Source organism: Desulfovibrio sp. SGI.230 (genome assembly GCF_050313065.1).
Lineage (GTDB): Bacteria > Desulfobacterota > Desulfovibrionia > Desulfovibrionales > Desulfovibrionaceae > Desulfovibrio.
Genome location: NZ_JBNPKS010000008.1, coordinates 35,377 through 51,631 on the forward strand (window position 1 = coordinate 35,377; position 16,255 = coordinate 51,631).

General features: G+C 64.2%; 22 protein-coding genes. All 22 read left to right on the forward strand.

Annotated features, from left to right (window positions below; all coding sequences use genetic code 11):
* The first annotated feature begins 1 nt into the window (after position 1).
* Entirely contained in the window at positions 2–262 is a 261-nt protein-coding gene (locus ACQRAG_RS07900; protein ID WP_297138045.1) for a hypothetical protein, read from the forward strand.
* Positions 262–543: a hypothetical protein gene (locus tag ACQRAG_RS07905; RefSeq protein ID WP_006005134.1), complete on the forward strand. Its 282-nt coding sequence runs from the start codon at positions 262–264 to the stop codon at positions 541–543. The genes ACQRAG_RS07900 and ACQRAG_RS07905 overlap by 1 nt, the downstream gene beginning before the upstream one ends.
* Positions 536–1,132, forward strand: a complete 597-nt coding sequence (locus tag ACQRAG_RS07910) for a hypothetical protein (RefSeq protein WP_427804075.1) — start codon at positions 536–538, stop codon at positions 1,130–1,132. The genes ACQRAG_RS07905 and ACQRAG_RS07910 overlap by 8 nt, the downstream gene beginning before the upstream one ends.
* The gene (locus ACQRAG_RS07915) at positions 1,133–1,501 is read left to right on the forward strand and encodes a head-tail joining protein (protein WP_427804076.1); all 369 of its coding nucleotides are present in this window, start codon (positions 1,133–1,135) and stop codon (positions 1,499–1,501) included. It abuts the gene before it with no gap.
* Positions 1,494–2,129 carry a hypothetical protein gene (locus ACQRAG_RS07920; RefSeq protein ID WP_427804077.1) on the forward strand — a complete coding sequence of 212 codons (636 nt, stop codon included), beginning with the start codon at positions 1,494–1,496 and terminating at the stop codon, positions 2,127–2,129. Before ACQRAG_RS07915 ends, ACQRAG_RS07920 begins: the two co-directional genes overlap by 8 nt.
* A gap of 4 nt (positions 2,130–2,133) precedes the next feature.
* Positions 2,134–2,319 carry a DUF2635 domain-containing protein gene (locus ACQRAG_RS07925; RefSeq protein ID WP_289616530.1) on the forward strand — a complete coding sequence of 62 codons (186 nt, stop codon included), beginning with the start codon at positions 2,134–2,136 and terminating at the stop codon, positions 2,317–2,319.
* Complete coding sequence (locus tag ACQRAG_RS07930; RefSeq protein WP_427804078.1) at positions 2,320–3,795, forward strand: phage tail sheath subtilisin-like domain-containing protein; 1,476 nt, start codon at positions 2,320–2,322, stop codon at positions 3,793–3,795.
* A 15-nt stretch (positions 3,796–3,810) separates the two neighbouring features.
* On the forward strand, positions 3,811–4,188 hold the full coding sequence (locus tag ACQRAG_RS07935; RefSeq protein ID WP_278900214.1) for a phage tail tube protein: 378 nt from the start codon (positions 3,811–3,813) through the stop codon (positions 4,186–4,188).
* 10 nt (positions 4,189–4,198) lie between these two features.
* Positions 4,199–4,471 carry a phage tail assembly protein gene (locus tag ACQRAG_RS07940; RefSeq protein WP_006005120.1) on the forward strand — a complete coding sequence of 91 codons (273 nt, stop codon included), beginning with the start codon at positions 4,199–4,201 and terminating at the stop codon, positions 4,469–4,471.
* A 14-nt stretch (positions 4,472–4,485) separates the two neighbouring features.
* The gene (locus tag ACQRAG_RS07945) at positions 4,486–4,590 is read left to right on the forward strand and encodes a GpE family phage tail protein (RefSeq protein ID WP_366937114.1); all 105 of its coding nucleotides are present in this window, start codon (positions 4,486–4,488) and stop codon (positions 4,588–4,590) included.
* Positions 4,590–6,329 carry a hypothetical protein gene (locus ACQRAG_RS07950; protein WP_427804079.1) on the forward strand — a complete coding sequence of 580 codons (1,740 nt, stop codon included), beginning with the start codon at positions 4,590–4,592 and terminating at the stop codon, positions 6,327–6,329. The genes ACQRAG_RS07945 and ACQRAG_RS07950 overlap by 1 nt, the downstream gene beginning before the upstream one ends.
* The gene (locus ACQRAG_RS07955) at positions 6,329–7,543 is read left to right on the forward strand and encodes a DNA circularization protein (protein ID WP_427804080.1); all 1,215 of its coding nucleotides are present in this window, start codon (positions 6,329–6,331) and stop codon (positions 7,541–7,543) included. The genes ACQRAG_RS07950 and ACQRAG_RS07955 overlap by 1 nt, the downstream gene beginning before the upstream one ends.
* Positions 7,536–8,687, forward strand: a complete 1,152-nt coding sequence (locus tag ACQRAG_RS07960; protein WP_297230813.1) for a phage baseplate assembly protein — start codon at positions 7,536–7,538, stop codon at positions 8,685–8,687. The genes ACQRAG_RS07955 and ACQRAG_RS07960 overlap by 8 nt, the downstream gene beginning before the upstream one ends.
* A complete protein-coding gene (locus ACQRAG_RS07965) occupies positions 8,684–9,337 on the forward strand; it encodes a phage baseplate assembly protein V (protein ID WP_418741499.1) in 654 nt (217 codons plus the stop codon). Before ACQRAG_RS07960 ends, ACQRAG_RS07965 begins: the two co-directional genes overlap by 4 nt.
* 1 nt (position 9,338) lies before the next feature.
* Positions 9,339–9,851, forward strand: coding sequence for a phage GP46 family protein (locus ACQRAG_RS07970; protein WP_303740483.1), 513 nt, complete (start codon positions 9,339–9,341; stop codon positions 9,849–9,851).
* Between the two features lie 9 nt (positions 9,852–9,860).
* Positions 9,861–10,940 (forward strand): baseplate J/gp47 family protein, encoded by a 1,080-nt coding sequence (locus ACQRAG_RS07975; protein ID WP_297138068.1) that lies wholly within the window; start codon positions 9,861–9,863, stop codon positions 10,938–10,940.
* The gene (locus ACQRAG_RS07980; protein WP_303740484.1) at positions 10,933–11,598 is read left to right on the forward strand and encodes a YmfQ family protein; all 666 of its coding nucleotides are present in this window, start codon (positions 10,933–10,935) and stop codon (positions 11,596–11,598) included. The genes ACQRAG_RS07975 and ACQRAG_RS07980 overlap by 8 nt, the downstream gene beginning before the upstream one ends.
* Position 11,599: 1 nt before the next feature.
* Positions 11,600–12,547, forward strand: a complete 948-nt coding sequence (locus ACQRAG_RS07985) for a hypothetical protein (RefSeq protein ID WP_427805310.1) — start codon at positions 11,600–11,602, stop codon at positions 12,545–12,547.
* 1,003 nt (positions 12,548–13,550) lie between these two features.
* Positions 13,551–14,066, forward strand: coding sequence for a phage tail protein (locus tag ACQRAG_RS07990; RefSeq protein WP_427804082.1), 516 nt, complete (start codon positions 13,551–13,553; stop codon positions 14,064–14,066).
* A complete protein-coding gene (gene nrdD / locus ACQRAG_RS07995; RefSeq protein WP_412389598.1) occupies positions 14,056–14,229 on the forward strand; it encodes an anaerobic ribonucleoside-triphosphate reductase in 174 nt (57 codons plus the stop codon). The genes ACQRAG_RS07990 and nrdD overlap by 11 nt, the downstream gene beginning before the upstream one ends.
* On the forward strand, positions 14,216–14,968 hold the full coding sequence (locus ACQRAG_RS08000; RefSeq protein WP_303951405.1) for a hypothetical protein: 753 nt from the start codon (positions 14,216–14,218) through the stop codon (positions 14,966–14,968). Before nrdD ends, ACQRAG_RS08000 begins: the two co-directional genes overlap by 14 nt.
* A gap of 44 nt (positions 14,969–15,012) precedes the next feature.
* Positions 15,013–16,083, forward strand: a complete 1,071-nt coding sequence (locus ACQRAG_RS08005; RefSeq protein WP_427804083.1) for a tyrosine-type recombinase/integrase — start codon at positions 15,013–15,015, stop codon at positions 16,081–16,083.
* The last annotated feature ends 172 nt before the right edge of the window (positions 16,084–16,255 follow it).

The window sequence follows — 16,255 nt, forward strand, 5'->3', positions numbered from 1 at the left end:
TATGGCCGCACCTCTGACCTATGCGGAAGTTTCTGCCGCCATGGGGGCCCTCCTGATGCTTTTTGTCGGCCTGAGCCTGCGCGAACTCATCGCACTGATGCGCCAGATCCTGGCCCGTCAGCGTGAATGCCCCACGCTCTATGCGGACCGCGAACGCAACGACAAGGCCCACAAGGAATTTTACGACGGCATGGAGGATCTCAACGTGCGCGTGACCCTGCTGGAAAAGGAACATAGACCGCGCTGTGACGGAGAAGACTGATGACGGAACAGGAATTTTTCGATGCCTGCGGCCACAAGGGCTTCAGCGAGCTCCAGACGGAGGACGGCAAGACCCTGCGGGTGCTGGCCTACCATATCGGCCAGCAGGATGCCCGCCTGCGGGTGCGCATCTCGTACAGTACCACGGAGCTCGGGCGACGTCTGCGTGGCCAGGAACGGGTGACCCTCTGGGGCAGCAACTGGCGCGTAGTCCGTGGTCATGCCCAGGAGCGGGCCGAGGTCATGCAGGCCATGCTGGAGAGCGAGATCAGCTATGCCTGAGCTCTATCGTGTCGATGCCGACTGGCAGGACTGGCTGTCCGAGATCTGGGATGAGGTAGACAGTATCGCCTCCGAGTCCAGGCTCCGGCAGGCTGTGGTCCGGGCCACCAATGACACGCTCACGCATATGCGCAGTTTCCTTTCGAAGGGGATCCGCGCCACCTACTATGTCAAAAAGGCCGATATCGACGCCGCCATGAAGATCGTCAAGGCCCGCCAGCGCGGCCGGAACATCGAGGGCCGTCTGAGATTCCGTTACCGGCAATCGTTGCCCCTGTCGCAGTTCGGCGCCCGGCAAGGCAAGACCTATGTCTCGGTCAAGGTCTTAAAGGCCAATCGTGCGCGGCGCATCCAGCCCGGCGGCGAGAAACAGATCCTGGCCACGAAAAAGGGCCGGGCCGCGGTGTGGATTGCCAAGGGGCATGTGCTGGCTCGCGTGGAAGGCCGGGAAAAACCGCTGCCCCTGTATGGCCCCAGCTTCATGGCCTTTTTCCGCTCTCCGGAGAACGAGGCGAGTATCGCTCGAGAAGAGAGCGCATGGATGCTCAAGCGCCTGTACCATCATGTGCGGCGTCTGCAGGAGGACTAAATGCCTGACGACTACCAGCCTACGCAATTCGAGCAGGTCCTGGACCGTGACATGGAGCTGGTCTTCCAGGCCCCTCTGGGCGCCGGACTCACAGTGACGCTGGTGGCCGAGGACGGCAGCCGGAGCGAGCTGCGGGCCATGTTCGCCACCCCGGGAGCAGAGCCGCTCTCCGGCGTGGCCAGTGCGCCGGTGGTCAGCGTGGCTCCCACCCTGCATGTGCCCCTGCGCGATGTGCAGGCGGCGCTGGGGCGTCCCCTCTCCACCCGGGACCGCGTCATCGTGCGCGGCCGTACCTACCGCGTCCTGAATCCGCAGGACGACGGTTACGGCCTGATGGAGTGCAGGCTACTGGAGGCCGCCCATGTCTGATGTCCTGTTCGCCTGGGGCGGCGTCCATCCCCGCACGCTCATCCGCCGGGCCGTCTGTCAGGTCATGCGCGAGCATGACGGTCTGGCCGCTCTCATTGGTGCCCGGATCTGGCCTAACCGCATGGAGCACTGGTTCCACAGTGAGCTCCCGGCGGCCGGTGTCTATACCGTCAGCGAGCAGCGCGTGGAGTCCGATACGCGGCCCGAACCGCAGGAGCGGGTCATCTCCCTGGCCGTTGAGCTGCTGGGCGGGGAGCTGGAGGCCGTGGACGATACGCTGGACGCCCTCTGCCTCCAGACAGAGCGGGCCGTGCTGCGCCTGGACGCCATCGGCCGGGCCATGGGCGCCATCGTGGACGCCAGTCTGCCCGAGCCCCTGCCGCTGGTCAGCGGTACGCATCCGGCGGACACTCTGCTCTCCATCACCCACGCCGGCACCGAGATGGGCATCGTGACCGACGGTGCCCGCGAGTACGGCGTGGCCACCCTGAATTTCGACCTGGAATACCACTGGCCGACGGTCCCCCCGGAGCTGGCCGATTTCCTGCTGGCCCACACGGACTGGTACGTCCACCCCGGTGATGACCGGGTGGACATGATCTCACAGGTAAACTTTGACCAGGAGTGATCTGATGCCCCATCCCACCACCATGCTTGTCGTGCCCGCCGTGCGCGATGGCCGTCCCCTGCGCATCGCTGATCCGCAGTCCGGCCAGTATCTCCCGGCCACGGGTGCCGTGGTCCCCCGTTCCGCGTTCTGGCTGCGCCGTCTCAAGGACGGTGATGTGCAGCTCAAGCCCGCTGCCAAGGAGGTCTAAATGTCCATCGCCTTCAACGTCCTGCCCGATACCGTCCGCGTGCCTTTTGCGTATGCCGAATTCGACGGCTCCGGTGCGTCTGATGATCCGGCCCTCATGCCCTACACCGTGCTCATGGTAGGGCAGATGCTCGACAGCGGCACGGCCGAGGCCGGGACCGTACAACGTCCCATGAGCGCTGCCCAGGCCGCCACCCTCTTTGGTGAGGGCAGTCAGCTGGCCGCCATGTGCGCCGCCTACCTCAATGCCAACAGCATCACCAAGATGTTGGCCATCGGCGTCAAGGATGCCGAGGAAGGTACGGCCGCCAAGGGTGCCCTGACCATCAACGGCACCTGCGTCAACGCCGCGCCGCTCTGCCTCTACATCAACGGCAAGCTGGTGCGTTCCGCCGCGCCCCTTGCCGCGGAAGCCTCTGCCGTGGCCGAGAATCTGACCAACGCCATCAATGCCGACAAGAGCCTGCCCGTGACGGCCACCTTTAGCGGTGGCGAGGTCAGCCTGACCGCCCGGCACAAGGGCGAGTGCGGTAACGATATCGACCTGCGCATCTCGTACTACGATGAGGACAAGCCCGGCGGCCTGACCTTCAGCTTCACCCAGATGACCGGCGGCGCCGGCAATCCTGATCCGGCTCCGGTCATCGCGGCCATGGCAAACGACCAGTACCACGTCATCGCCTGGCCGTGGACGGACAGCGCCAGCCTTGCCGCCCTGCGCGATGAGCTGGCGGACCGCTGGGGCCCCCTGCGTCAGATCGATGGACAGGCCATCGTGGTCAAGCGCGGCAGTTATGGCGACGTGACCACCTTCGCGGGCGAGCGCAACGACAAGCATCTGACCGTCTTCGCCTCCGAAGGCAGCCCCACCTCTCCCTGGGAGGACGCGGCCGCCACGGCGGGCGTCATCGCCTACTACGGCAACAGCGATCCGGCCCGGGGCTTCAACACCCTGCTGGTGCCGGGCGTCCTGGCTCCGGCTCCGGCCGACCGCTGGACCGACTTCCCCGAGAAAAACCAGGCTCTCTTCGAGGGCGTATCCACCCGCTATGTGGCTCCGGATGGCACGGTGCGCCTGCAAAAGTGCATCACCACCTACCGCCTCAACGACCTGGGCGCCGAGGACAAGGCCTTCCTCTCCCTCAACAGCCCGCTGACGCTCTCCTACCTGCGTTACGACTGGAACAACTATTTGAGGACAAAATATCCGCGCCACAAGCTGGCCTCTGATGCCGATGCCGCCCGCTATGACGCCAGCCAGCCCATCATGACACCCAAGCTGGGCCGGGCCGAAGCCATCGCCCGCTTCATGGATGCGTGGCTGCCCATGGGCCTGGTGGAAGGCAGCGAGCAATTCAAGGCGGCGCTGCTCTGCGAGCGCAACGCCAAAAACGAGAACCGGCTGGACTGGCTGCTGCGGCCTGATCTGGTCAACCAGTTCGAGGTGGCCGGGACCCTGATCCGGCACATCGTCTAAGGGGAGGTGAGGAATATGGGAAACGGAACCAACAATCGGCGGGCAGGCATCATCTACGTCAAGGTTGATGGCCGGCAGTACGACGCCAAGGGCGCCTATACCTACAATCTGGGCAAGCCCAAACGTGACGCCATCATCGGCGCCGACGGGGTGCATGGCTACAAGGAAACGCCGCAGGTGGCCTTTATCGAGGGGGCCGTCACGGACAGCGATGAACTGGATCTGGCGACCCTGGTGACGGCCGACAACGTCACCGTCACGCTGGAGCTCAACAACGGCAAGGTGGTCACCCTCTCCAATGCCTGGTTTGCCTCCGAAGGCAGCGGCAGCACGGATGAGGGCGAGATCGCCGTGCGTTTCGAATCGCGGCGCGAGGCCGTGGAAAGCAACTAGGGAGCGTCATATGGAACCCATCGTCATCAAGCTGACCGTGCCGCTGACCCACGGCGCCGAGACCATCACCGAGCTGCGCATCACCCGCCGCCCCACGGCGGGCGACCTGCGCGGCGTCAAGATCAGCGAGCTCACGTTCGACGACATCATCACCGTGGCCTCCCGCCTGGTGGCCCTGCCGCCCAGCGTGCTCAACACTATGGACCTGTCCGATTTCACCGAGCTCTCCGGCGTTATCGGCGCTTTTTTCGGGAGTGGCCAGCCGACTGGGATGACGCTCTGACCCTGCTGGCCTGGCTGTACCACTGGCCCCCCTCGGAGCTGGAGCGGATGACCGCCCGTGATCTGGCCTGGTGGGCTGAGCGAACCAAAAAACTGCAAAAACTCATGGAGCATGACTGATGGCCGAGGGCAAGCAGAGCCGGTTTGACCTGATCATCAATGCCGTGGAGCGTGTCTCGGGACCGTTCCGCCGCATCGAGCAGGCTATGGACGGGGTCCGGGATCGCACCGAGAAGGCGCGCCAGGCTCTGGGCCGCTTTTCCAGGGTGACGGGCCTGCAGCGCCTTTCCGGCAGCATCGGCAACGTGCGGGACAAGCTCCAGGGCATGGTGCAGCAGGGGCAGGCGGGGCTGGAGCGTCTGGGCGCTCTGGCGGGGCGCCTGTCCCTGCTGTTCGGCGCTGCCGGTGGGGGCGCCTTCGCCCTGGGCACCGAAGCTGCCACGGCAGCCGCCGAGGCCAGCAAATTCGCCAGTATGGTGGGCCTGTCCACCGGCAACTGGCAGGAGTACGCCGGTGCTGCCAATCTGGCAGGAGCCGAGGCCGATGAGCTGGCCAGCCTGATGCTCACCCTGCAGGAGCGGGCCGTCAATGCGGCCCGCGGCGAAAAGGGCGATATCGAGATGCTCCAGCTCATGGGCATCAGCGCCAAAAATGCCAGGGGCGAGCTCAAGAACGCGGATACGCTCCTGCTGGAGCTGGCCGACCGCGTCAAAAAAATGCGCGAGGCTGGCGAGATGGGCAAGGCCGCGGGCATCATGAACCAGCTGGGCGGCGAGGAAGGCGCCCGCCTCCTGGATCTGCTCAAAAATGGCCGCGAGGGCCTGCTGGCCATGCGCAAAGAGGCCCGGGAACTGGGGCTCGTCCTCTCGGATGAGGCCCTCGAGTCCGCCCTCGAGTACGGCTCCGCCATCAACCGTGTCAAAGCCACCTTCCGGGGGCTTGGTCTTACGCTGGGCACTGCCTTCCTGCCCTCGCTGACCAAACTGCTGGACAAATTCCAGGCCTGGCTGCAGGTGCAGCGCGACATCATGTCCGCCGGATTTGAGGAATGGGTGAACGGGCTCAACCTCAACGAGGTCTGGGCATCTGTGGAAGGATTTTTTGAAGGGCTGAAACGGCTTGCCTCCCTGTTGCAGCGCGTGGCCGACCTCTGCGGCGGCTGGAGCAATGTGCTGTTGGGGCTGGTGGTCCTCATCTCCGGCAAGGCCCTGCTGGCCCTGGGCTCGCTGGCTATGGCCTTCGGTCAGCTGGGCATGGCCATGCTCGCCACTCCCGTAGGCTGGTTAGTGGCTGCCCTCGCCGGAGCGGCCTATGCCATCTACAAAAACTGGGATGGCTTGTACGCTTATTTCCAAAACCTTTGTGCCGGGGTCAAGGCAGCCTTCGAGCAGGGCTGGCTGCAGGGTGTCATAAAATGGCTTGTCAGTTTTACTCCGGCCCGCTGGATCGCGGATGGACTCAATGAACTGGTGGCCACCCTCACCGGTGTGGACCTCTACAGCATCGGCGGTCAGTGGATCGATGGGCTGCTCCGGGGCATCAAGCAGGGGTGGCAGCAGCTCACGGGCTGGATCGACAAGGGCGTCAGTGCAATCGGCAGCTGGTTCGGCGGCGATGATGACGCTCCGGACATGGCGGCACAACAGCGATTCCCCACAGCCGGGCAGCCGCTCGACCTGGGCAACAGCGTCCGTCCGTTGATGCAATCCAGCCACAGCGAGCAGGTCATCCGGCAGGAAAACACGGTGCGCATCATCGCCCCCGAGGGCATGCGCCTTGAAGGCGAAGGCCAGGGCCGCGGCCTGGATGTGCGCGGCGATGTGGCCGAGGCCGGGGTCCTCAACGCAGGAGCCATCTGATGGATCTGTGGAAAATGCAGCTTCGGGCCGCCAGCTTCCGGGGCGTGTCCTTCGGGGTCACGGCGGATGAAAGCGAGGGCGGCCGCCGCACGGTGACGCATGAATTCCCCCAGCGCGAGGCTCCCTACGTGGAAGATCTGGGCGGTGCGCCGCGGCGCTTCACGGTCCAGGCCTTCGTGCTGGGCAGTGATTACATGAGCCGCCGCGACGCGCTGGAAGCTGCCCTGCAACAGCCGGGGACGGGTACGCTGGTGCATCCCTGGTACGGCGAGGTGCAGGTCAGCCAGACAGCCCCCTACAAGGTCCGGCACAGCGCCCAGGATGGCGGCATGGCCGTCTTCCAGCTCTTTTTTTGCCGCGATACCGAGCCCAACAGCCCGGCCGCCAGCGTCAACCAGGGGCTCCGGGCCCGCCTGGAAGCGGGGACGGCGGGCCTGCTGGCCTGCGACAGCTTCGACAGCGTCCTGCGCCTGGCCGGGCAGGCTGAATGGGCTGTCAGCCAGACCTACAGCCTCATCGTGGATGCCGTGAGCACGGTGCAGGCCATCATGCACGGCGATGTCTCCACTGTGGCGGATCTGCTGGGCGCGGCCACGGGCTATGATCTCATGCCGCTGGCCAGCGTGGGTCAGCATCTCTGGAGCGTGCTGCAGGACATCGGCGGGCAGTCCGGGCTCTCTGATGCGGCCGTGTCCGGACGCTGGGCCAGTGTGGCCCGCACTGACTTTTTGCAGACCGTGCCGGACAACGTGGGCTCCCAGCGTGCGGTGATCCAGAGCAACGGTCAGGCTGTGGAGAGCCTGGTGCGCCGTCTGGCCCTGGTGGAATCGGCCCGTGCCGCCACCACGGCCCAGCCCGCCAGCCGGAGCGAGGCACAACAGCTGCGCTACGATTTTCTTGATGCGATGGATGAGGTTTCGGCGCTGGAGCCGGTTATCCCGGACATGACGCAGGCCAGCAGCGTGAGCCGCACGGAGATCCAACTGGCCGCCTCTCTGGCCAGCCTGCGTTCCGGTACTCTGGCCACACTGGCCGAGGCCGCCCGGCGGGCACCGGAGGTGGTGACCATCACCCCGGCCTGTGTGCTGCCTTCGCTGGCCCTCTGCTACCGCCAGAGCGGCGGCGTGGACCTGGAGGCGGATCTGGTGGCCCGTAACCGCCTCATCCATCCGGGCTTCGTGCCGGTAGAACCGCTGGAGGTGCTGCGTGGCTGACGACATCACCCTGCGCATCGATGGCGTGGACTGGACCTACTGGACCTCCGTGCAGGTCACCCGCCAGATGGATGCCATCGCCGGGACATTCTCCCTCGCGCTGGCCGACAAATGGATCGGCGGCGCCCAGGCGCTGCCCATCGCTGCGGGCATGGCCTGCCAGATCCTCATCGGCGGCGAGCAGGTCATCGATGGCTACATCGACCAGGTCCGCCCCTCATTCTCCGCCACGGCGCACGGCATCAGCGTCACCGGACGCGACAGGAGCGCCGATCTGGTGGACTGCGCTGCCATCCACAGCCCCGGGCAGTGGCTCAACTGCACCGTGCTCCAGCTGGCCCAAGCTCTGGCCAGCCCCTTCGGGGTGAACGTCACGGCCGAGGGCGACGTGGGCGCGCCCATTGCCAGCTTCAAGCTCGAGGAAGGCGAGACCGCCTTCGAGGCCCTGGACCGTGCCCTGCGCCAGCGGGAGCTCATGGCCTGCCCGGACGGCAAGGGCGGCATCGTGCTGCTCAAGGCCGGAGCGGGCACAGCCAGCGGCAGCCTGCGGCAGGGGGAGAACATCCTTTCGGCCGAGGGACAGTTCGACATGGCCGACCGCTTCAGCGACTACATCGTCAAGGGCCAGAAGCCCGGCACGGACAAGGGCTGGGGCAAGGATGCCTGCGCCGTGCGCGGCCAGTACCGCGACCAGGCCGTGCAGCGTTACCGGCCCATGCTGATCCGGGCCGAGCAGTCCGGGGACAGCAGCAACGCGCACCAGCGGGCCGCATGGGAATGCAGCGTGCGGGCCGCCCGGGCCGTGACCGTCACGGCCACGGTGCAGGGTTTCCGGCAGCAGGGCGTGGGGCGGGAGCAGTCCGGCCCCCTCTGGCAGCTCAACCAGATGGCCGATGTGGACCTTCCCTATCTGCGCATCAGCCAGCGCCTGCTGGTGGCCGGGGTGGAGTTCCGGCGTGACGCCACGTCAGGCAGTACCACCCGCCTCACCCTGCGCGACCCGGCCGCCTTCAAGCCCGAGCCCAAAAAAGAGGAAAAGGGCGGCTCCGGCAGCGGTGGCGGCGATGCCAAAATGGAGAAGGAAGTGGACCTGCAGACCCGTCTGGCTCAAGACGCCGCGGCACGGCAAAAGGCCATCAAATGAGCGACCGTCAAACGATTCGTCTTCTGGAGCGATTGTCCCGCCGCATGCGCAACATCGTGGCGCGTGGCGTCATCTCGCTGGTGCGCGATGCCCACAAATGGCAGTCCACCCAGCTGGAGCTGCTGGATGGCGAGGTCCTGGACGATGCCGAGCGTGCCCAGCAGTACGGTTTTTCCTCCGTTCCCCATGCCGGGGCCGAGGCTGTGGTGCTGTTCGTGGGTGCGGACCGCTCGCATCCCGTGGTGCTGGCCGTGGATGACCGACGCTACCGCGTGCAGGCCCTCAAGGACGGCGAGGTGGTGATCTACACGGACGAAGGCGACCGCATCCACCTCAAGCGCGAGCGCACCATCGAGGTGACCACCAAGCATTTCGTGCTCAAGGCCGAGGATGACGTGCGCATCGAGACCAAGAATTTCAGCATCCAGGCCGACCAGAGCGTGCAGGTAGAGACCGCCAGTACACGGTTTGCCACCGGGGCGCTGGCTTTTGGCGGCCAGGGCGACGGCGCTGTCACGGCACAGCTCACCGGCGGCATCGTGGCTTCGCAGGATCTGCAAAGCAATGGCGGTGCCGTCTCCCTGACCCGGCATGTGCATGCGGGCGTACAGGCCGGGAGCGATACGACGGCCAGCCCCGTGGGAGGATAGCATGGATATCTGTCTGCATTTCGACCAGGAGAACGGCCTGTTCGACGCTCTGCTCTCCGGGCCTCTGGCCGACCTGCAGGGCGACGATGGCCTGATGACGGCGGTGATCATCTCTCTGTTTACGGACGCACGGGCACATGACGACGATCCCCTGCCCGATGAGCGTGTGGGCGTGTCCAGCGACCGGCGAGGCTGGTGGGGAGACTGCCTGCCCGATGCCCAGGGCGAGCAGACGCTGGAGAGCATCGGCTCCCGGCTCTGGCTGCTCTGGCGGGAGAAAGATCTGGACAGCGTAGTGGCCCGTGCCCGGCAGTATGCGGAAGAGGCGCTGGCCTGGCTGACCAGGGAGGGGCATGTCAGCTCCCTGAGTGTCAGCGTGGAGCGTGTGCAGCCGGGGCACCTGGGTATCAGTGTGGCCGTGCAGCCCTCCGGCAGCGATGACCCGGGCCGCGAGTGGCGTTTCATCTACGATTATCAGCAAGCCCAGCCGGTAAGCGTCCGGCTGGAGGCATAGGAGGCTGCCATGGCTTGGGACCGTCCGACCCTCACCAGTCTGCACGAGCGCATCGCCCGTGATTTTTCTGGCCGCCTGCTGGATGGCGCCACGCTGCTCCGCCGCTCCGTGCTGGCGGTGCTGGCAAAAGTCTGGGCCGGGGCCTGTCATACGCTGCACAGCGTGCTGGCCTGGCTCTACCTGCAAGTTTTTGTGGACACGGCCGAGGGCGAATACATGGAGCGCTGGGCCGGGGTCTGGAACCTCTCCCGTCTGCCTGCCGCCGCGGCCGCGGGCGACGTGGTCTTCACCGGACAAGACGGCGCCGTGATCCCGGCCGGGACCCTGCTGCAGCATCAGGCCAGTGGGCTGCAGTATGGCCTGGAGGACAGGGCTGTCATCGCCGACGGCAGCGCCCTGGTGCGCGTGATCGCCGTGGAGACCGGCGCCGCCGGTAACCTGGACGCCGGGGAACAGCTGCAGCTGCTCTCTCCCATCGCCGGTGTGGAGAGCGTGGCCGTGGTGCAGACAGGGGGATTGACGGGCGGCGCGGATGCCGAGAGCGACGATGCCCTGCGTGCCCGGGTCCTGGAACGCCTGCGCCAGCCGCCCCGCGGCGGCAGCATGGCTGACTATGTGCGCTGGGCCAGGGAGGTGCCGGGCGTGACCAGGGCTTGGTGCTATCCCATGCATATGGGCATCGGCACCGTGGGCGTCTGCTTTGTCTGTGACGCCCAGGAGGACCCGTTCCCCTCGGAAGAGATGGTGCAGCGCGTGCAGGAGCACATCGAGCCGCTGCGCCCGGCCACGGTCAAAGAACTGGCCGTGTTCGCCCCCGAGCCGCTGGATGTGACCGTGCGCCTGCGCATCTCTCCGGACACGGAGGCTCTGCGCGACGCTGTCCGGGCCGAGATCGAGGACGTCTTTTCCCGCGAGGGCGCTCCGGACAGCGTGCTTTACCGCTCGCATATCTCCGAGGCTGTGTCCCTGACCCCCGGCGAGCAGGATCATGAACTGCTGGAGCCTGCCGAGGACGTGGTGGTGCCTGCGGCCTACCTGCCGCGGCTCACGCAGGTGGTCTTTGAAGGCGAGGTGGAGAGCCATGCCTGAGACTGATCTGCGCGCCCGCTCCGCTGCCGACTACCTGCGCATGCTCCAGCACCTGCTGCCGCAGGGCCAGGCCTGGACCCGTGCTCCGGGCGCCGTGCTGACCGCGGTGCTGCAGGCTTCGGCGGATGAGCTGGAGCGCCTGGATATGGCCATGCGCCTGCTGCTCATGGAGATCCTGCCCACAAGCGCCATCGCCGGGCTGGAGGACTGGGAGCGCGTCCTTGGCCTGCCTGATGCCTGCCTGCCCGCCGGGACCACCCTGCAGGAGCGCCGCAGCGCCGTGCTGGCAAAGCTGCGCGACGAGGGACGTCAGGATCTGGCCTACTGGTACGGCGTGGCCGACTCGCTGGAGTACGACGTGACCATCGAGGAGCACTGGCCTTTCTGCTGCGGCATCCACCAGTGCGCTGACCCGTCCGGCCTGACGCCGGAGGAGATCCAGGCCCATCCCGAGATCGGCTATCTGGCCGTGCCGGAGATCCGCTGGTGGTGGAACGTCATCGTCCACGGCGACCGTCTGCTCCGCTTCCGCTGCGGCGAGAGCCTGTGCGGTGAGCTGCTCATGGACTGGCGCGCCGCCGCCTCCCTGGAGTGCGTCATGCTGCGCGACAAGCTGGCCCACACCCTGCTGACCTTTACCTACCAAGAAGGAGAATAGCATGAAATACAATCCCCCCGCCGGATCCCAGGACCCCGATGCCAAGTACGTCACCGGCCAGCCCGGCAAGGTCCGCGGCAGCGCCGTGCCTGCCGAGGCCGTGGAACATCCCCAGCGCGAGATCGTAGAGGTCATCAAAAAGGCCGGGCTCACCCCCAGCGCTGATGACCTGGGCCAGCTTTATGAGGCCATTCTCAAGATCATCGGCGTGCAGGTCCCTGTGGCCAGCAAAACCGAGACTGGTCTGGTGCAGATCGGTGATGGTCTGAACATCACGCCCGAAGGGCTGCTTTCCGTGCTGGTGGCGACGTCGAAGCAAAACGGCATCATGCGGCCCGACGGCACCACCTGCACTGTGGAAGATGGCGTGCTGAAGGTGCTGCAGCAGAGCAACGACTACATGGAAGCATGGCGCAAGTCGTGGATCGGCGTGCCCCGTTACTGGCGCAGTACGGAACTGCCCGACAACCATTGTTGGGCCAATGGCGACCTGATCTACTTCAACGACTGGCCGGAACTCAAGGAAATCTACGAGGCCGGAGGATTCGAGGGTATGCTCATGGGCTGGGATGCCGATGTGGAGACCCAGAAATCCAACCTTGGCAAGTGGCGGCCCAATGCCTCCATCCCTACGGGATTATACACTCCTGCCCTAAGCGAGCAGTTTTTCCGAAATTGGGGGCCGGGCGAAGGAAACGGAGCCGGCACACATGTACTGGATACGATGCGTGTGATAACTGGCCAGATTTATACCTATGGCAACAGCGGCTCTAATTCAGGCGCATTGGCCTTTAACCAAAGCACGACTGCTATCCAAGGTGGTTCTACAAGCTATGGTGGCACACTCCAGCTTAATAGCTCCAATTTGGGTGAGCGCTATTCTGGAGGTGAGACTGCGCCTCAACATATCTGGCAGCCCCTTTGCCTATACTTGGGCAGGCCTGCCTAGATACAAAATGGCAGGTTGCCAGATGTGCTCGGGAGAAAATTCCGTTCCAACATGGCCTTTCCACTGTTTCGACAGATCCATTTTAACGATTGACCGATCGCCAGAGCTAACAGCAGTCAGCCCCCGTCCATTTGTAAAAAACACGCCGGACGGCAGTACATCGGAGTCGAGAGCCCCTACCACGCCCGTAGCGTTACGCCCAGTATCAGCGAGCCACGTTCCGGCTGTCGTGTCGGCTCCCGGCGCCCAATTTCGGAAAGACTTGCGGCATCCCCAAAAGTCTAGCCCTGGCCGGTGGTTACGGAGGGGCCAAAGGTTTTTCCGAAATTGGGCGCCGGGAGCGGACTCCCAAGCAGGGGGGTGGGGGCGGGATGAAATCCGAAATATTACAGGTAATATCAATTTCACCCATGCAGGATCGCGCAATGGCACTGGCGCACTGAAGCCGTCAGGTGGATCACAAGTTTTTAGTCATTGGGATGGTAGTTATTTGAGTTCCAATACATCACTCGGTTTTGATGCATCGCTTTCAATCCCGACTGGCCCCCAGAATGTCCCTCAACATGTTTGGCAGCCCCTTGTTATCTACTTAGGCAGGTCTTCCTAAGTATAGGATGATCGGCTGGTTAATGCTGGACGGCATAACGGTTGTAGCTCTCCCGTAAATGGGCGAGCAACGTGATGCATCCATTGTTGTTTTCATTTTACCATACGATCCATTTCCTATCCCATAAGAAGACATTTGAGATGAAGAGAATGCTCCATAATGCCCAGAAGAAAAATCTCCTGTCCAACCACCGGTAATATTGGGCAGTCCAGGCTGATTAAATATACCAGCCTTTTCTTCACTCCCCGGCGCCCAATTTCGGAAAAACTTTTTTCAACCAGTAATATCAAAATATTATAGGAGAATATCATGGAAAAGGTGATGTATATGTTTGATCCTCTAACCCATGAATATCAGGGATCCCGTCCTGCTCAACGAGTGGGAGATAAAACCATTATGGAAAGCGCCTACGCCACAGCCACGCCGCCGCCCGATGCCATCCCTACGGGTTATGCCGCTCGCTGGACGGGGACCAAATGGGATCTGGTTGAAGACCACCGCCAGCATCTGGACAGCACGGGCACCAAGCAGGGCGGCACCCCTTACTGGATGCCGTCCGAAGGCGACGACTGGCAGAGCCAGCCCCGCTACACCGAAGACCTCGGCCCGCTGCCGGATGGTGCGGTCACGGTGCGCCCGGAAAAGCCCCTGTCTGTGGTGAAGGAAGAAAAGGAGCGGGAGGTCAGGTCTGCCTGCGATGCGGCCATCATCGCCAGCCTCACCATGCCTGCCGCCAGCCCTTCCGTGACTGAGGTGTCGGTGGCGGCTGCCTCCCTGGCTGCTGTTGATCCTGATGGCCCTGACACTATCCTCGCGCTGCATGCGGCTCGTCGGGACGAGCTGCTGGCCCTCATCCAGGCGGCTGACAGCGTCGCTGCCGTCCAGGAGGTCGAGGTCTCCTATGCGATCTGATTCTGATGACCGGTCCCGCGGCCAGGGCGTGCCGTTCGAGCGCGTGCGGCGAATCACCGGCTACCTGGTAGGCACGCTGAACCGATTCAACAATGCCAAGCGGGCCGAAGAACGGGATCGCGTCAAGCATGCAACGGGAGGTGCTCTGGATGACAAGCAATGACGGGCCCGGCAGCTTCGGCCGTATCATCGAGGACCAGTACATCACGGCGCCCATAAGCGCCGGGGGTGACGGCATCACCGTCTATGGCAGCGATGGGCCTGTGCTCATCCGCCGCTGTGTGGTGGATCTGGGCAGCTGGCCGCTGGAGAGGCTCGACGAGGGCCTCTCCGGGGTGGACGGGGCCCGGGCCGTGGTGCGCGAGACCCGCGTGGCCAGAGTGGGTAAGGGCATCCTGTGGGGCAATGGCGATTACCCGGAGACGGACCCAGGCGCGGAGCTGGTGCTGGAGGACTGCATTGTGCGCGACATCGGCCGCCGCGCTCCGGAGGCGCAGGATGGCGTGCGTGTGCTGATGCGCCGCTGCGTGATCCGCAACTGGGGCGTCCGCAGCCGCTTCTCGGTGCGTAGTTTCGGGGCGTGGGCGCACGATGGGGCCTGCATCCAGGCCGAGGACTGCGTCTTCTGGCAGGACCGCTTTCTGCAGGCCGGGCTGCGCGGGCTGGCCGTGGATCTGGCAAACTGGATCGGATGGGCCTGGAACCGGCGGGACCTGAATCCCCTACACTGGCTCCTGCCGGGGGTGTGCCGCGGCCTGACCTCCAGCCAAGGCGGCACGGTCAGTGCCAGTCGTTGCTGGACGAATCGCTGGTGGATTAGGCTGCAGGGGCATCGAGGCCCCAGGATGTCCAAACGGGAGGCCTTGGCCCTCATGGCTGAATTGGAAGGCAGGCTGCTTTGACGGTAGAGACAATCCCCCGCATAGTGCCCGAAAGGAGGGGTACTATGCCTGTGATTTTTTTGCCCTATAAGAAGAGGCCCTGGATTTGTAAATTTCGGGAACCATGGAGTGGACGTCCGCGCGTTCGCTCCTTCAACAGCGAACAGGAGGCGCTGGACTTCGAGAAGGTCCAGCGCCTTATTTTTGAACGTGAAAAAGCCTTGGTGCGCCGAGCCAGATACAAAGGACGCCAGCCGGAGAGGACGCTCACCGTGGCCGAGTTGCTGTCAGCCTATATCGAGGCCCGGCAGAGCCTGTCCACGCGGACGACGGCCATGCAGCACCTCCGCAGTTTTGCGGACATCTACGGGCACCGAAAAGCGCACTGCATCAGCGTGGACGACGTGCTGGCGTGGATGGAGATAATGCGCCAGCGCGGGGCTGGCGCCGCCACGGTCAGCCGAAGGGCGGCTATCCTCAAGGGGGCATGGGCATGGGCCTGCCGCAGCCGGCATTTGGACAGCAATGCCCTGTCCGCGTTGCGCATTCCTACAGTCCGTTCCCAGAGAATTGATCCGCCGACGTTGCAGGAAGCTCGGCGTCTGTACGCTGTGGCTGCGGAGCATGTGCAGCGGGTGATTGCTCTGGGCATGGGGATGGGGCCGCGCATCGGCCCCAGCGAGCTTTTTCGGCTGCGCTGGCTGGATGTTGACCTCGATAGCCGTCTGATCCGTATGCCGAATGCCCGCAAGGGCGCTGAGTTCGAGGCCCGGAGCATCCCTGTCCGTGATGATCTGCTGCCCCTGCTGCGGCGCTGGCAGCAGGCGGATGCCGCAGCAGGCGTGGAGTTCGTCATCCACTATCGTGGCCGTCCGGTGCTTTCCATCAGCAGGGCATGGCACAACGCCCTGCGCAGAGCCGGGATCGGCCGACGCCTCCGCCCCTATGATCTGCGCCATGCGTTCGCCTCTCACGCCCTGGATTACGGTGCTGACCGTAAATGCGTCGCGGAGGTGATGGGGCATAAACACGAAGGGATGCTTCTCCAGATCTATCAGCATACGCTGCTGCGCCAGCGCCGCCGGGCCGTCAACGCGGGGCCTGGACTGGGAATAAAAATCAAAAAAAATGAATAAAATCAGCAAGAAAAGACTTGCAACCTATCTGGGAAAGAGCGAACACACAGACATGCCGAATGGCAAAAAACAATAAAATACAAGAGGTTGCAATATGTTTATTTGTGAAAGTGAAGCCAAGAAAAAGATGTGTCCTTTTTTGGGCTCTCAGTGCCTGGGGCGGGATTGCATG

Excerpts from the sequence above, each read along its gene's own strand:
- ACQRAG_RS07990 (WP_427804082.1), top strand. The coding sequence starts at position 13,551 with ATGGAAAGCGCCTACGCCACAGCCACGCCGCCGCCCGATGCCATCCCT.
- ACQRAG_RS08005 (WP_427804083.1), top strand. The coding sequence starts at position 15,013 with ATGCCTGTGATTTTTTTGCCCTATAAGAAGAGGCCCTGGATTTGTAAA.
- ACQRAG_RS07985 (WP_427805310.1), top strand. The coding sequence starts at position 11,600 with ATGAAATACAATCCCCCCGCCGGATCCCAGGACCCCGATGCCAAGTAC.
- ACQRAG_RS07965 (WP_418741499.1), top strand. The coding sequence starts at position 8,684 with ATGAGCGACCGTCAAACGATTCGTCTTCTGGAGCGATTGTCCCGCCGC.
- ACQRAG_RS08000 (WP_303951405.1), top strand. The coding sequence starts at position 14,216 with ATGACAAGCAATGACGGGCCCGGCAGCTTCGGCCGTATCATCGAGGAC.
- ACQRAG_RS07915 (WP_427804076.1), top strand. The coding sequence starts at position 1,133 with ATGCCTGACGACTACCAGCCTACGCAATTCGAGCAGGTCCTGGACCGT.
- ACQRAG_RS07975 (WP_297138068.1), top strand. The coding sequence starts at position 9,861 with ATGGCTTGGGACCGTCCGACCCTCACCAGTCTGCACGAGCGCATCGCC.
- ACQRAG_RS07955 (WP_427804080.1), top strand. The coding sequence starts at position 6,329 with ATGGATCTGTGGAAAATGCAGCTTCGGGCCGCCAGCTTCCGGGGCGTG.
- ACQRAG_RS07925 (WP_289616530.1), top strand. The coding sequence starts at position 2,134 with ATGCCCCATCCCACCACCATGCTTGTCGTGCCCGCCGTGCGCGATGGC.
- ACQRAG_RS07970 (WP_303740483.1), top strand. The coding sequence starts at position 9,339 with ATGGATATCTGTCTGCATTTCGACCAGGAGAACGGCCTGTTCGACGCT.
- ACQRAG_RS07940 (WP_006005120.1), top strand. The coding sequence starts at position 4,199 with ATGGAACCCATCGTCATCAAGCTGACCGTGCCGCTGACCCACGGCGCC.
- ACQRAG_RS07980 (WP_303740484.1), top strand. The coding sequence starts at position 10,933 with ATGCCTGAGACTGATCTGCGCGCCCGCTCCGCTGCCGACTACCTGCGC.
- ACQRAG_RS07930 (WP_427804078.1), top strand. The coding sequence starts at position 2,320 with ATGTCCATCGCCTTCAACGTCCTGCCCGATACCGTCCGCGTGCCTTTT.
- ACQRAG_RS07900 (WP_297138045.1), top strand. The coding sequence starts at position 2 with ATGGCCGCACCTCTGACCTATGCGGAAGTTTCTGCCGCCATGGGGGCC.
- ACQRAG_RS07920 (WP_427804077.1), top strand. The coding sequence starts at position 1,494 with ATGTCTGATGTCCTGTTCGCCTGGGGCGGCGTCCATCCCCGCACGCTC.
- ACQRAG_RS07905 (WP_006005134.1), top strand. The coding sequence starts at position 262 with ATGACGGAACAGGAATTTTTCGATGCCTGCGGCCACAAGGGCTTCAGC.
- ACQRAG_RS07910 (WP_427804075.1), top strand. The coding sequence starts at position 536 with ATGCCTGAGCTCTATCGTGTCGATGCCGACTGGCAGGACTGGCTGTCC.
- ACQRAG_RS07950 (WP_427804079.1), top strand. The coding sequence starts at position 4,590 with ATGGCCGAGGGCAAGCAGAGCCGGTTTGACCTGATCATCAATGCCGTG.
- nrdD (WP_412389598.1), top strand. The coding sequence starts at position 14,056 with ATGCGATCTGATTCTGATGACCGGTCCCGCGGCCAGGGCGTGCCGTTC.
- ACQRAG_RS07935 (WP_278900214.1), top strand. The coding sequence starts at position 3,811 with ATGGGAAACGGAACCAACAATCGGCGGGCAGGCATCATCTACGTCAAG.